Source organism: Micrococcus lacusdianchii (assembly GCF_023155805.1).
GTDB lineage: Bacteria > Actinomycetota > Actinomycetes > Actinomycetales > Micrococcaceae > Micrococcus > Micrococcus lacusdianchii.
Window position 1 is genome coordinate 77,352 of the sequence record NZ_JAKNUW010000001.1, and the last position, 13,147, is coordinate 90,498.

11 protein-coding genes are annotated in these 13,147 nt (G+C 77.0%); 6 read left to right on the forward strand and 5 right to left on the reverse strand.

Annotated elements, in window-relative coordinates:
- Positions 1–4: 4 nt before the first annotated feature.
- The 3 genes from MA879_RS12490 to MA879_RS00400 all read right to left on the reverse strand — a co-directional run bounded on the left by MA879_RS12490 (position 5) and on the right by MA879_RS00400 (position 3,737).
- A complete protein-coding gene (locus tag MA879_RS12490) occupies positions 5–1,474 on the reverse strand; it encodes a sensor histidine kinase (protein ID WP_248122268.1) in 1,470 nt (489 codons plus the stop codon).
- Positions 1,471–2,142 (reverse strand): response regulator transcription factor, encoded by a 672-nt coding sequence (locus MA879_RS00395; RefSeq protein ID WP_248122270.1) that lies wholly within the window; start codon positions 2,140–2,142, stop codon positions 1,471–1,473. Before MA879_RS00395 ends, MA879_RS12490 begins: the two co-directional genes overlap by 4 nt.
- 155 nt (positions 2,143–2,297) lie before the next feature.
- Positions 2,298–3,737: an L-lactate permease gene (locus tag MA879_RS00400; protein WP_248122272.1), complete on the reverse strand. Its 1,440-nt coding sequence runs from the start codon at positions 3,735–3,737 to the stop codon at positions 2,298–2,300.
- Positions 3,738–3,885: 148 nt separating this feature from the next.
- Here MA879_RS00400 and MA879_RS00405 point away from each other — a divergent pair, with 148 nt between their 5' ends.
- From MA879_RS00405 to MA879_RS00415, 3 genes are all read left to right on the forward strand, one after another.
- The gene (locus MA879_RS00405; protein ID WP_248122274.1) at positions 3,886–5,100 is read left to right on the forward strand and encodes a nitronate monooxygenase; all 1,215 of its coding nucleotides are present in this window, start codon (positions 3,886–3,888) and stop codon (positions 5,098–5,100) included.
- A 67-nt stretch (positions 5,101–5,167) separates the two neighbouring features.
- Positions 5,168–6,454 carry a sensor histidine kinase gene (locus MA879_RS00410; protein ID WP_248122276.1) on the forward strand — a complete coding sequence of 429 codons (1,287 nt, stop codon included), beginning with the start codon at positions 5,168–5,170 and terminating at the stop codon, positions 6,452–6,454.
- A 10-nt stretch (positions 6,455–6,464) separates the two neighbouring features.
- Positions 6,465–7,166, forward strand: coding sequence for a response regulator (locus MA879_RS00415; protein WP_248122278.1), 702 nt, complete (start codon positions 6,465–6,467; stop codon positions 7,164–7,166).
- Between the two features lie 79 nt (positions 7,167–7,245).
- Here the strand turns inward: MA879_RS00415 and MA879_RS00420 are convergent, their stop codons facing one another.
- On the reverse strand, positions 7,246–8,322 hold the full coding sequence (locus MA879_RS00420; protein WP_248122280.1) for an endonuclease domain-containing protein: 1,077 nt from the start codon (positions 8,320–8,322) through the stop codon (positions 7,246–7,248).
- 348 nt (positions 8,323–8,670) lie between these two features.
- On the opposite strand from MA879_RS00420, the gene MA879_RS00425 reads away from it, so the two are divergent.
- Positions 8,671–8,991: a hypothetical protein gene (locus MA879_RS00425; RefSeq protein WP_248122282.1), complete on the forward strand. Its 321-nt coding sequence runs from the start codon at positions 8,671–8,673 to the stop codon at positions 8,989–8,991.
- 6 nt (positions 8,992–8,997) lie between these two features.
- Here MA879_RS00425 and MA879_RS00430 read toward each other — a convergent pair whose 3' ends face one another.
- Positions 8,998–9,558: a TetR/AcrR family transcriptional regulator gene (locus MA879_RS00430; RefSeq protein WP_248122284.1), complete on the reverse strand. Its 561-nt coding sequence runs from the start codon at positions 9,556–9,558 to the stop codon at positions 8,998–9,000.
- Positions 9,559–9,687: 129 nt separating this feature from the next.
- Between MA879_RS00430 and MA879_RS00435 the strand changes: the two genes are divergently transcribed.
- Complete coding sequence (locus tag MA879_RS00435) at positions 9,688–10,503, forward strand: ABC transporter ATP-binding protein (protein WP_248122287.1); 816 nt, start codon at positions 9,688–9,690, stop codon at positions 10,501–10,503.
- Between the two features lie 2 nt (positions 10,504–10,505).
- Complete coding sequence (locus MA879_RS00440; RefSeq protein ID WP_248122289.1) at positions 10,506–13,112, forward strand: FtsX-like permease family protein; 2,607 nt, start codon at positions 10,506–10,508, stop codon at positions 13,110–13,112.
- Positions 13,113–13,147: the final 35 nt, after the last annotated feature.

The following is a 13,147-nucleotide window of genomic DNA, read 5'->3' on the forward strand; positions in this document are numbered from 1 at the left end:
CCGGTCAGCGCGTCGGCAGGACCGCCTCCACCACCCAGCGGCCGTCCCGGGCGCCGGCGGAGATGGTCCCGCCGAACAGGCTGACCCGCTCGGCCATGCCCGCCAGTCCGAAGCCGGACGCCGGGAACGGGAGCTGCGCCGCCGTCGCGGGGCCACGCGCTCCCGGGGCCCGATCGGCCTCGGGCCGCGACGGTGCCAGCGGGCTCTCCACCCGCACGGTGACACGGGCGTCCTCGTCCACGCGCGTCCACAGGCACACCCGCCCGGTCCCGGGCCCGTGCTTGAGCACGTTGGTGGTGGCCTCCTGGGCGATGCGCAGCACGGTCAGTCGCATCGAGTCCGGCAGCAGGTCCAGTCCCTCGAACTCGCCGTCCACCGCGTAGCCGGCCCCGCGCAGGCGCGCCTGCAGCTCGGCGAGGCGGCCGGGGAGGTCGGCGACGGCGTCGGGGTCCTGGGTGTCCTCGTTGCGGGAGGTGCCCCGCAGGGCGGTCAGCATGCGGCGCAGGTCCACGAGCGACTGCCGGGCCGCCGTCGCGATGGCCTCCTCCGCCCCGCGGCGCCGGTCCGCGTCCGTGAGCGTGGGCAGCATGGCCGCCTGCATGGAGATCACGGTGAGCCCGTGGGCGACGACGTCGTGCAGCTCCACCGCGATCCGCTGCCGCTCGGCCTCGGCCGCCTGGCGCACGCGCTCCTCCTGCGCGGCGAGCGCGGCCAGCCGGTCCCGGGCGCGGTGCCGGACCCGGCGCACCAGGTAGGCGGGCACCGCGGCCAGCACGGCGAGCACCCCCAGGGCGGTGGCCCCGCCCTGCCACGTGAACGCCTCCGGAGCGGGCGCCGGGTCCGCGAGCAGCTCCGAGGCCACCACGATCCCCAGGAGGCCGGTGGCGGCCAGCCACACGAACCCGCGGTGGGAGTACCGCACGGTCATCAGCGAGCCCAGCAGCCAGCCGCCGCCGAGGCCCACGGGGGTGAAGTGCGCGTGGTCCGGTCCGGCCAGTCCGGTCAGCAGGACGGCGCTGCCGGTGAGGACCGCGAGGGCCGCCAGTGAGGGCTGCCAGGCGAACGCCAGGGTCACCAGCACGCCGAACAGCCCGATCGCCCCCCGCACGGCGAGCCCGGCGCCGGAGCGCGGGAGGGCGTCCGCCATCCCCTGCTCCCTGACGGTCTCCGCGTCCACCCCGGCCTGGGACACCGCCCACTCGTTCACCACGGGCTCCAGGAAGAAGAACCCGACCTCCCACACGAGCATGAGCCCCGCCAGCACCCACAGCAGGATCCGGGTGTGCCGGGAGACGGGGTCGGTGCGCAGCAGCCGCAGCAGGCCGTCGTCGCCGCCGTGCGCGGAGCCGTCCCCGACATCCTCGCCCCGGTGCCGACGGGCGAGCGGGCGCAGCCGCCCCCAGCCCCCGGCGAGGCGGCCGCGGAGGGCGGGCGACGCCGTCGTCGTGCCGGTGGCGGGGCCGGCCGTGCTCACGCGCCGATCTCCACCAGCCCGTGGCGGGCGGCCTTGATGAGCACCTGCACGCGGTCCCGGACCTGCCACTTCTCCATGACGTTGCCCATGTGCGTCTTGACGGTGGCCTCGGCGACGAACAGCGCCGCGGCGATCTCCGCGTTGGAGGAGCCGAGGGCAAGCTCGCGGACGACGTCCAGCTCGCGCTCGGTGAGGCGCTCGTGGTCCGCCAGGGCCTGCTCCGGGCCGTGCTCGGGGCGGCGGGCGTCCGCGGAGGTGGCGGCGGCGATGAGGTCCCGGGCGACGGCCGGGGAGAACACGACGTCGCCGGCGTGCACCCGGCGGATGGCGTCGGTGACCTCCGACGGCGGCGCGTCCTTCACGAGGTAGCCCGAGGCGCCGGCCTGCAGCGCGGGCACGAGGTACTGCTCGGAGGAGAAGGTGGTGATCGCCAGGACACGGGTGTCCGGCAGCTCGGCCGTGATCCGCGCGGTGGCCTCCACCCCGTCCAGGCGGGGCATCTGCATGTCCATCAGCACGACGTCGGGACGCACCTGGCGGGCGACGGCCACCGCCTCCTCGCCGTCGGCCGCCGAGCCCGCGACCTCGAGGTCCTGAGCGGTGGCCACGAAGTGCTCCAGGGCGGTGCGCATCAGCTGCTGGTCGTCGGCGACGAGGACTCGGATCATGCGGCCGAGCCTAACGGGGGCTGTGCGGGGCGCGGCTCCCCCGAAAGTCGGGGTCCGGGCCGGATCGTTTCGGGGGCGTTTTCCGTCGGCATGGGGCGCCCATGACGATGGAAAACGCCCCCAAGGTGTGAGCCGGCCTCACCCGACGGCGGGCCTCACCCCACCCGGGGCAGGACGGCCGCGGCGATCGCACCCATCACGGCCAGCGGGATCACCACGGCCGGAAGCATCACGGCCGCCAGGTTCCGGGGGCTCGCGGTGAGCCCGGGCATGCCCGAACGCTGCAGCGGCGCGGCGAGGGCCGAGGCCACCTGGATGCGCACCGGGCCGGTGACGATCCCCCAGCCCGTGGCGGAGTTGTGCAGCCCGTTGAGCAGCACCGGGGAGACGCCCAGGGCGTGGGCCGTGTCCAACTGGAGGGCGCCGAACATGGCCATGGAGCCCGTGTTGGACGCCGTGATGAAGCCGCCGGCCCCGCCCACGAACGGGGCGAGGAACAGGTACACGGGGCCCATGCCACCCAGGGCGTCCGCGAGCGCCCCGGACATCCCGCCGGCGGTGAGCACCAGCCCGAACGCCAGGTACAGAGCGGTGGGCACCGCGGTGCGCCACCACAGCACGGCAGCCTCCCCCGGCACGGCGCGCCGGTCCGCGGCGGGCAGGCGCAGCAGGGGGACGGCCGCGGCGCACGCGGCCAGGGACCACACCGCGGGGGAGCCGAGCGCGTTCAGGGCGGGCTCGGCGGTGGCCGCCAGGGTGCCCGCGACGACGCCGGCCACCAGCAGCGCGTACGGCACCACGTCCCGGCCCGGGCCGGGGGTGAGCCGGCCCCGGTGGATCACGAGGAGCCAGAGAAGGATCATCGAGGCGGTGCCGACGGCTCCGGCCGGGGCGGTGCCGAGGGCGATGTTGGCCGCCAGGATCAGGCCGGACTGCAGGACGGCCGACCCCACGGCCACCGCGGTGCCGCGCAGCACCGTGGGCCCGCGCCGGCCCCGGCCGCGCAGCACCAGGACCGCCGCGACCACCGCCCCGGCCACGGTGGGGACCACGTTCCAGAGGGCGGCCGCCACGCCGATCTGCTGGAAGTCCAGCCCGGTGAGGCGCGCCCCGAGCAGGGTGCCGGGCGCCATGGACCCCCAGGGGGCGATCGCCAGGCCGCACAGGCTGAGCACCGCGGCCCGGAAGGGCGTGAAGCCGAGCCCCACCAGCAGCGGCACGCCGATGATCAGGGACACCCCGAACCCCGTGACCGCCTCCAGGAACGGGACCACGCCGTGGACCATCAGCAGCGCGGTGGCCAGCGTGGGCCCGGCCCCGGCGGACAGCCACTCCCCCAGCCGCCCGTTGGCCCCCGAGCGCTCCATGATCCGCGAGAGCGTGATGCCGCCGGCGATGATCGCCGCCACCTCCAGGAGCGTGGGCGCGCCGCCGACGAGCGCGGCGCCCAGCCGCGCCGGGTCCGTGCCGAACACGGCGACGCCGAGCACCGCGGCCGTGACGCAGCCGGCCGCGGGAGCCGCCCACGCGGGCAGCCGGGTGAGCAGCAGCGCGAGGGTCACGAGGATCGGCGCAAGGGCCAGGAGGACGGTCACGGCGGGGCGGAGCCTTTCAGGCAGGGGGCGCGAGAACGGGCGGAGTCGGGCGGGTCAAGCGGGTCGAGCAGGGCCGCCCCCGATTGTCCTCCCTCCGGCGCCGGTCACCAGGCCGGTCCGCCTCCGCGGGACGTCCTACGCTGGCCCCATGACCCCGCCCCCGTCCCGACCCGCCCCGTGCCCGGCCGCCCTCGACGCCGTCCTCGCCCCGCCCGTCCCCGTGCTGGTGGCCCCCATGGCCGGCGGTCCGACCACCCCGGAGCTCGTGGCCGCGGTGGTCCGCGCCGGCGGCGGCGGCTTCCTGGCCGGCGGCATGCGCACCCCGGACGAGGTCCGGGAGCAGGTGGACCGGCTCCGCGCCCTCCTCGCCGACGACGACGGCGCCCCCGCCGCCACAGACGCCCCGGCCTCGCCCCTCGCCACCCGGTTCGGCGTGAACCTGTTCGTCCCGGACGCGGTGAACACCGCGATCCCCGACGCCGCTCGCACCCCCGGCGCCCTCGCCGCGCGGGCCGAGGCCGTCGCCGCCCACCGCGAGCGCCTGACCGCGCTGGCCCGGGACCTGGACGCCCCGCTGCCCGCGGCGGAGGACGTCACACCGGACCCGGCGGCCGAGCGGGAGGGGTTCGAGGCCTTCCTCGCCGCAGCCGAGGAGCAGGCGTGGCCCGCGGTCTCCTTCACGTTCGGACTGCCGGAGGCCGCCGTCTTCGCCCGGCTCGCCGCGGCGGGGATCCCGGCCGGCGTCACGGTGACGAGCGCGGCGGAGGCGCGCGCCGCCGTCGGGAACGGGGCGGTGTTCCTGGTGGTCCAGGGCCCCGAGGCGGGCGGGCACCGGGGCACGCTGGACCCCGCCGCACGGCCGGGCATCACGGACCTGCGCACGCTCCTGTCCGAGATGCGCCGCACCCTCGGTGCGGCCTCCGTGCCGCTCGTCGCCGCGGGCGGCGTGACGGACGCCGCGCAGGTCGCTCGCCTCCTGGCGACCGGCGCCACGGCCGTCTCCGCGGGCACGGCGTTCCTGCTCACCCCGGAGGCCGGCACGTCCGCGGTGCACCGCACGGCCCTGCGCCAGACCGTGGCCGGGGCGGCGTTCGCCCACCCCGACGACGGCGGCGCCGCCACCGCCGTGACCCGCGCCTTCACGGGGCGCTGGGCACGGTCCCTGGTGACCCCGTTCATGGACGAGTTCGCCGACGCCCCCGCCGCCTATCCCGAGGTCAACGCCCTGACCGGGCCGCTGCGCCGGGTCGCCGCCGAGCGGGGTGACCTCGAGCACGTGCACCTGTGGGCCGGCACCGGCGCGCACCGGATCGCGGAGCGGGACGCGGCGGTGGTCCTCGCCGCGCTGACCCCCGGGGAGTGACCGGGCACATCGAAGGTCATCCCGCGGTCGGACGCGCCCCCGCCCGACGTCCTCCTAGGCTGAACGCGTGAACCCCCTGCGCCGCGTCGACCACCTGCTGCGCCGTCATCCCGTGCGCGCGGACGCGATCACGGCGGCGGTGCTCGCCCTGGTCCTCGTGGTGGTGCCGTGGTTCGTCCTCGGCTACGTCCCGAGCCCCAGCCCGGAGGGCACCCGCGCCCTCGTGGCCGTGCTCACCGGCTTCGGCCTGACCCTGCCGTGGGCGGCGCGCCGGCGCTGGCCCATGGCCTCGGCCGGGGTGACCGTGCTGGCGGCCCTGGTCCACCTGGCCTTCGGCCCGGAGTTCAGCGCCGCCCTGGTGATGGTGCCGCTCACCGTCTACAACCTGGCCGCGCTCGCCCCGCGCCGCGCGTCGATCGCGGGGCTGCTGGCCGGCCTGGCCGGCGGCGCCGCCAACGGGATGAAGGTCTGGCTGTTCCCGCCCGCGTTCACCACCCCGGACGGCCTCATGATCCGCTCCCCCGCGGACCCCGCCGGCATGGTGGTCATGACCGTCGGCTGCGGGCTCACCGTCCTCACCGCGTGGGCGTTCGGGGACGTGGTCCGCAACCGGCGCCTGGCCGTGCAGGCCCTCGAGGACCGCACCCGGCGCCTCGAGACGCAGGCCCGGCAGGAGCGCGAGCTCGCCGCCGCGGACGAGCGCAGCCACATCGCCCGCGAGATGCACGACATCGTGGCGCACTCCCTGCAGGTGATCATCAGCCAGGCCGACGGCGCCCGCTATGCCGCCGCCGCCAAGCCGGAGCTGGCCGTCGCCACGCTCGAGACCATCGGGCAGACCGGGCGGGCGGCGCTCGCGGACATGCGCCAGCTGCTCGGCGTACTCCGCGGGCCCGCCGACGCCGGCGCCGATCGCGGCCGCCGCGACCCCGCCTCCCGGGACGCCCACCGCGCCCCGCCGGGCCTCGCGGACGTGCCGGACCTGCTGGCGACCATGCGCCTGTCCGGCATGGAGGTCTCCCTGCTCGAGGACGGGACCCCGCGGCGGGCCCTGCCCGGCGGCGGCGAGCTCACGGCATACCGCGTGGTGCAGGAGGCGCTCACCAACACGCTGCGGCACGCCGGCCCGGACGCCCGCTCCTTCGTCACCCTCGCCTGGACGCCGCACGGCCTGGACGTGCAGGTCGACGACGACGGCCGGGGCGCCGCGGCCGATCCCGCCACCGCGGGCTCGGGCCAGGGTCTGCGCGGCATCGCCGAGCGGGTGGCGCTGTTCGGCTGCACGGTGGAGACCGGCCCGCGCGTCGGCGCCGGTTACCGTGTGCACGCGCATCTTCCCTACACCGAGATCTGAGGTCCCTCCCATGACCGAGACGACAAGCCCGGACACCGCCCCCATCCGTGTGGGCCTCGTGGACGACCAGGCGCTGATCCGCTCGGGCCTGGCCATGCTGATCGACTCCCAGCCCGACCTCGAGGTGGTGGCCCAGGCCGGCGACGGCCGCGAGGCGGCGGCCTCCGTGGCGGTGGCGGGCGCCGACGTCGTGCTGATGGACGTGCGGATGCCCGGCATGGACGGGATCGAGGCGACCCGCGCGCTGCTGCGCCGCCCGGACGCCCCGCGGGTGGTGGTGCTGACCACCTTCGACCTGGACGAGCACGTGATGGACGCGATCGAGGCCGGCGCGTCCGGGTTCCTGCTCAAGGACGCCCCGCCGGAGGAGCTGCTCGCCGCGATCCGCACCGTGCACCGGGGCGACGCCGTGATCGCCCCGTCCACCACGCGCCGGCTCATGGCCCACATGGCGCCGCGGCTGCGCCAGGACGCCGCGCGGGAAACCGAGTGCGAGCGGGAGGTGGCCGCGGTGGCGTCCCTGACCCCGCGCGAGCGGGAGGTGCTCACCGCCATGGCCTCCGGCGCCTCGAACCCGGAGATCGCGTCGGAGCTGGTGCTCTCCGAGGCCACCGTGAAGACGCACGTGGGCCGGGTGCTGGCCAAGCTCGCGGCACGGGACCGCGTGCAGGCCGTGCTGGTCGCCCACCGCGCCGGGCTCGTGCGCTTCTGACCTCCCCGCCCCCACACCTCCCCTGGCGAATCGACTGCACTTCTGACCCTTCTGACGCCCCATGCGGAGCTGAGAAGGGTCAGAAGTGCAGTGGATCCCCGGGGGCGGCCATCTCGAGGCGACCATGCGCGGCGATCGCCTGCCGGATCAGCGCGATCGTCCCGGCGAACCCCGCCCTGCGGTCCGAGTTCGAGACCCGGACGACCAGCCAGCCCGCCCGCTGGAACACAGCGTCCCGGTGCGTGTCCCGTGCGACCTGCACGGGGTCGTCATGGCCGGCGCCCTCGTACTGCACGGCGATCTTCCACCGGCGGTACCCGAGATCCGCGGTGGCCGGGTTCCGGCTCGGGAACTCTGGGTCCCGCAGCTCGATCTGCAGCTCCGGCTCCGGCAGGCCGGCATCCAGCAGCGCCAGCCGGAGCGCGGTCTCCTGGGGCGAGTCGGCGCCGTCGCGCACGAGCGCGTGGGCCGCGCGGGCCTTCACGACGCCGCGGCGCCCCCGCTGGCGCTGCAGGCACTCGGCGAGCGCGGCACGGCTCGCGAGGGCCTCCTCACCCCACTGCGGACGCGATCGGACGAGCCGGTCCCCCACCGCGACGAGCAGGTCCACCGGCAGGTCGTCCGCCAGGTGGAACCAGGTGTCGGCGTAGGCGGTCACGGGCAGACCGTGCAGCGGCTCCGGGTGGAGACGGATCCGGGTGAGGTCCGCCAGCCGGGTGCGCACGCCGGCCTCGGGGCAGGCCCGGAGGCCTTCCGCGCGCAGCACCGTCAGCTCGGTGGACGCCTCCGCCCAGGACGGCAGCGGCAGCCCCCACAGCCGCGCCGCCGACGCCCCCGTGACCACGAGGTCCGGGTGCCGGGCGAGCAGCTCCTGGAGCCGGTCCACCTCACGACGCCGGGCCGACTCCTTCCGCGCCTCCCTCGCCCTCCGCTCCTCGTCGGGCGGAGTGGCGGAGGCCGCCTCCGCGGGCGGCGCCGTCGGGGTGGGGGGCGTCGTCGTCGGGCCTGGCGCGCCGGTCCACCGGTAGACGCCGTGGCCGACCCGGGTCACGTCTCGGCTGCGCAGGCGCGAACCGGAGAGGCCTGCGGCCAGGGCGGCGGCACGGGTGAAGGGGGCGTTGCGGAGGTGGGCGGGGAAGTCTCCAGGGGTGCGCATGGCCGGGATCCTGCGTGCGGACGGCCTCTCCCGCCCGGTGGGCGGGCGACGGTGGGGAGCCCGGAGTGCTCGGGGGCGCCTGTGCAGGAGGGGACAGACCTGTCCCTCACCCCCGCCCCGCCTGCCCTCGCGCCCGCGCCCGGACAATCGACTGCAGTTCTGACCCTTCCGACGCCCGATCCGCGCCTCAGAAGGGTCAGAAGTGCAGTGGATCCGTGGGGGTGGGTCATCCCTGGGGATGATGCACGCCGCGCACAGTTCCCCCTCAAGACGGTCCCGCCGCATGCCCACTGCGCGGGAGGCTGGGCCGTGCCCGCCCAGACCGGCGACCCACCCGAGGAGAGCCCCATGGCCACCGCCACCGCACCGCACCGCACCGCCGACGTCGCATCCGCTCCCGCCCCCGCTCCCACGGAGGAGGCGGACCGCCACTCCGTGGTGGAGCCGGCCCCCGCCGTCGCCGACCGCACCCAGGCCGACCTCGAGCGCGAATGCGCGGACGCCGAGTGCCTGGCCCTGTTCCTGGCGCTGGTCACGGCCGCCCTCGTGACCTCCGGGCTGACGCTGGCCACGGACGTGGTGGGGATCCCGCGCGTGCTGCTCGGCTTCGGCGCCGCGGCCCTGGTGGCGGCGGTGACGATCACCCTGGCGCGGCCGCGGCGGGCCTGACCGGACTCAGTCGGGCCGGAGGCCGCGCAGGTAGACGCGCAGCAGCCAGTCGCGCTGCTCGCTCACGTACGCCTCGAGGGCGGGCAGCGGCGGCCGGGTGACGACCAGCAGCCCGGTGAACCAGTCGTGCCCGCCGACCCCGTCGGCCACGAGCCCGCCCCGGCGCGCAAGGTCCACCGCGCGGTCGGTCAGGGCCATGATCACGCGCTCGGCCTCCGCCATCCGCTCGGGCGGGGGACCCTCGTCCGGCCCCAGGGAGTCCCGCGCGGCCAGCAGGTTGGCGAGATCCTCGTCCGCGAGCGCCCGGGACAGCCGCAGCCAGCGCTCGGCGGCCGGCTCGTCCCCCTCGATGAACCTCTCCAGATGCGCGGTCAGCCGCTCCACCACGTCCTCGAGCACCGCGGTGAGCAGGTCCACGCGGGAGGGGAAGTGCCGGTACAGCGTGCCGACGCCCACGCCGGCCGCCTGCGCCACCGCGCGCAGGGACATCCCCGCGCCCTGCTCCGCGAGCAGCCCGGAGGCGGCGGACACGAGGTCCCGGCGGTTGGCGAGGGCGTCCGATCTCATGCCGTCCATCCTCCCACCCCGGTCTGCCTGCGGCCGGTCGCCGGTCATCCCGTGGGGGAACCCCGGGGCCCGCCGGGTCCATCCCCCGCTCCGATCCGTCCGACCCGCCCCCGGCGCGAGGCTGGTCCCATGAACGCCTCACCCGCACCCGGCGCCTCCCACGCCGTCGGCGCCCACCACCTCGCCTCCGCGTCCTCCCCCACGACGACGCCGCCCGCCGTCGCCGCGCGCGGCCTCACCAAGACCTACGGCCGCGGGGACACCGCCGTGCACGCCCTGCGCGGCGTGGACGTGGACGTGGAGGCCGGCCGCTTCACCGCGATCATGGGCCCCTCCGGCTCGGGCAAGTCCACGCTGATGCACTGCCTCGCCGGCCTGGACACCCCGGACGCCGGCACCGTGACCCTGGGCGACACCGTCATCACCGGCCTCTCGGACGCCGACCTGACCCGCGTGCGCCGGGACCGCGTGGGCTTCGTGTTCCAGGCCTTCAACCTGGTGCCCACCCTCACGGCGGAGCAGAACATCGTGCTCCCGCTCGAGCTGGCCGGCCGCAGCCCGGACCGGGCGTGGCTGGAGGAGATCGTCGGCGCACTGGGCCTGAGCGACCGGCTCACCCACCGCCCGCATGAGCTCTCCGGCGGCCAGCAGCAGCGCGTGGCCGTGGCCCGCGCCCTGCTGACGCGGCCTGACGTCGTGTTCGGGGACGAGCCCACCGGCAACCTGGACACCGCCACGGGCGCCGAGGTGCTGGGCCTGCTGCGCCGCGCGACGTGGGAGATGGGCCAGACCGTCATCATGGTCACCCACGACCCGGTGGCCGCCGCCTCCGCGGACCGCGTGGTGCTGCTCGCGGACGGCGCCCTGGCCGGGGAGCTGCACGCCCCCACGGCCGAGCGCGTGGCCGAGGCCCTCACCGCGCTGCAGCAGGGGAGGGCGATCTGAGCATGTGGACCGTCGCCCTCGCGCAGCTGCGCACGCAGCCCCGCCGGTACGTCTCCGTGGTTCTGGCGGTGCTGATCGGCACCATGTTCCTGGCCGCCGCCTCCCTGGTGGCCTCCTCCGCGCAGGCCACCCTGCGCGCCACCCTCGGCGCCACGTACGCCGGCGCGGACCTCGTGGTCCTTCCCGACGACGGCGGGGACGCCTCCGGCGAGACGGCCGCCTCCGCCATGGACCGCCTCCCGTCCCTGGCCGGCACCGCCGACGCGCCCGGTCCGCTCGCGGGCGTGCCCGGCGTCGCCGAGGCGTTCGCCCCCACGCTGACCTGGGCTGAGGTGGCCGCCGGCGGGGAGCCGCGGGCTGGCGTCGCCGTCCCCCTGCCGCAGGACGCCTCCCTGGCGGGCGTGCGGGTCCTCGAGGGGACGCTGCCCGCCCCGGGCGACGCCCGTGCCGTGGCCCTCGACGAGGGCACCGCCGAGACGCTCGCCGTGGGCGTGGGCGACACCGTGACGCTGACCGCCGGCTCCGGGCAGGGCGCCGTGGAGGCCGTCGTCTCCGGCCTGACCTCCGTCTCCCCCGACCCGATGCTGTCCTCGCAGGCCCAGGTGTGGGGCGGCGCGGGCGTCGTGGACGCCCTGCAGATGCCGGAGGCCGCCCCGTTCGCCACCGCGGCCCTGCTGCGGCTGGAGGACCGCGCGGACCCGCAGTCGGTGCGCGCGGACGTGGCGGAGCTGCTGCGCGGCGAGGGCGTGGCCGCCGCTGTGGCCACCCCGGACGAGGCCTCACGCGACCAGCTCAGCCGCATGGCCGGCGGCACGGACCTGTTCGGCTGGGTGCTCGGCGGGTTCGCGGTGCTGGCCCTGGTGGTGACCGCGCTGGTGATCGCCAACACCTTCCAGGTGCTCGTGGCCCAGCGCACGCGTGACCTCGCGCTGCTGCGCACCGTGGGCGCGAGCGTGCGCCAGATCCGCGGTGCCGTCCTCCTCGAGGCGCTGCTCACCGGGTTGCTCGGCGCCCTGCTGGGGGTCGGGCTGGCCGTGGCGCTGACGGCCGGCGTCGTGGCAGTGGCGCGGCAGGCGCTCGGGGTGCCGGCGCTGAGCTTCGGCGGGGACCCGCTGCAGCTGGCGGCCGTGGCGGCCGTCGGCACGGGGGTGGCCGTGGTGGCCGCCCTGGGCCCGGCCCGGGCCGCCACCCGCGTGGCCCCGCTGCAGGCGCTGCGCCCGGCCGCCGAGACCGAGGTGCTCTCCCGAGCCGGGCTGGTGCGCGCCGTCGTCGGGGCGGTGCTGGCCGTGGGCGGCGCCGTGCTCATGTGGTCCGGCGCGCTGGGGCAGCAGTTCCTGCCGGCGGTGGGCGGCGGCGTCCTGTCCTTCCTGGGGATGCTGCTGCTGGCGCGCCTGTTCGTGCCAACGGCGGTGCGGGGCGCGGCCGTGCTGGCCCGGCCCGCGGGCGTGCCGGGACGGCTGGCCGGGCTCAACGCCACGCGCCACCGCTCCCGCACGGCCGCCACCGCGGCGGCGCTGCTGATCGGCACCACGCTCGTGGCGCTCGTGCTCACCGGCGGCCGCACGGCCCAGGCCGAGACGGACCGCCTCCTGGACACCGAGTTCCCCGTGGACCTCGTGGTGTCCGTGGCGCCGGGCCAGGACCCGGCGGCCGCCGCGCGGGCCGTCGCGGAGGTGGCGGGGGTGAGCGCCGCCGCGGGCTCCGTGCCCGTGGGGGCCACCGTGAACGGCACCCCCGCCTATGCGGTGGCCGCCGACGGCCTGCGCGCCGTGGTCGCCCGTGAGCCCGAACGGGACGCCGGCGCCCTCGCCGCCGACGGCACCGTGTACGTGCCCAGCTGGGCCGATCCCACCACCGGCGTCACCGTGGACGGGCGTACCCAGGACCTGCGCTCCGTGCGCGGCTCCGGGCTGCAGACCGCCGTGCTCCTCACCCCGGAGACCGCCGAGCAGGTCCGCGCCGAGGGCCGACCCGCCGTCGGTGCGGACGGCGGGGACGGTGCCGGGTCCGGCGCGGGGCCCGGTCCCGAGGGCGGGGGGCTGGTGCTCGTAGACGCGGGCGGCGACGCTGCCGTCCGCGACCTGCAGGACCTCGCCGAGGGCGTCACCGCGGCCGCCGGCGACGGCGCCCAGGTGGTCGAGGGAGGGCTCGGTGAACGCGCCCTGTACTCGCAGGTGATCGACGCCCTGCTGGGGATCGTGGTGGCGCTGCTGGCGGTGTCCGTGCTGATCGCGCTGATCGGCGTGGCCAACACGCTGAGCCTGTCCGTGATCGAGCGGACCCGGGAGAACGCGCTGCTGCGGGCCCTCGGGCTCACCCGGCGCGGGCTGCGCGGGATGATCGCCGTTGAGGCGGTGCTGATCGCGGCCGTGGCCGCCGCCCTCGGGTGCGCGCTCGGCGTGTTCTACGGCTGGGCCGGGTCGCAGCTGATCCTCGGTGAGCTGGTGGCGCAGGTGACGGGCACGGCCGGGCTCGTGTGGCCGGCCGTGCCGTGGGTGGAGCTGCTGCTGATCGTGGCGGTGGCGGCCCTCGCGGGGCTCGTGGCCTCGTTGCTGCCGGCCCGCCGCGCGGCGCGGCTCAGCCCGGTGGAGGGCCTGGCCACGGTCTGACCGTGCCGCGGGCCCGCCCCACCCGCCCTCGCCGG

Excerpts from the sequence above, each read along its gene's own strand:
- MA879_RS00435 (WP_248122287.1), top strand. The coding sequence starts at position 9,688 with ATGAACGCCTCACCCGCACCCGGCGCCTCCCACGCCGTCGGCGCCCAC.
- MA879_RS00430 (WP_248122284.1), bottom strand. The coding sequence starts at position 9,558 with ATGAGATCGGACGCCCTCGCCAACCGCCGGGACCTCGTGTCCGCCGCC.
- MA879_RS00395 (WP_248122270.1), bottom strand. The coding sequence starts at position 2,142 with ATGATCCGAGTCCTCGTCGCCGACGACCAGCAGCTGATGCGCACCGCC.
- MA879_RS00440 (WP_248122289.1), top strand. The coding sequence starts at position 10,506 with ATGTGGACCGTCGCCCTCGCGCAGCTGCGCACGCAGCCCCGCCGGTAC.
- MA879_RS00420 (WP_248122280.1), bottom strand. The coding sequence starts at position 8,322 with ATGCGCACCCCTGGAGACTTCCCCGCCCACCTCCGCAACGCCCCCTTC.
- MA879_RS00415 (WP_248122278.1), top strand. The coding sequence starts at position 6,465 with ATGACCGAGACGACAAGCCCGGACACCGCCCCCATCCGTGTGGGCCTC.
- MA879_RS00425 (WP_248122282.1), top strand. The coding sequence starts at position 8,671 with ATGGCCACCGCCACCGCACCGCACCGCACCGCCGACGTCGCATCCGCT.
- MA879_RS00405 (WP_248122274.1), top strand. The coding sequence starts at position 3,886 with ATGACCCCGCCCCCGTCCCGACCCGCCCCGTGCCCGGCCGCCCTCGAC.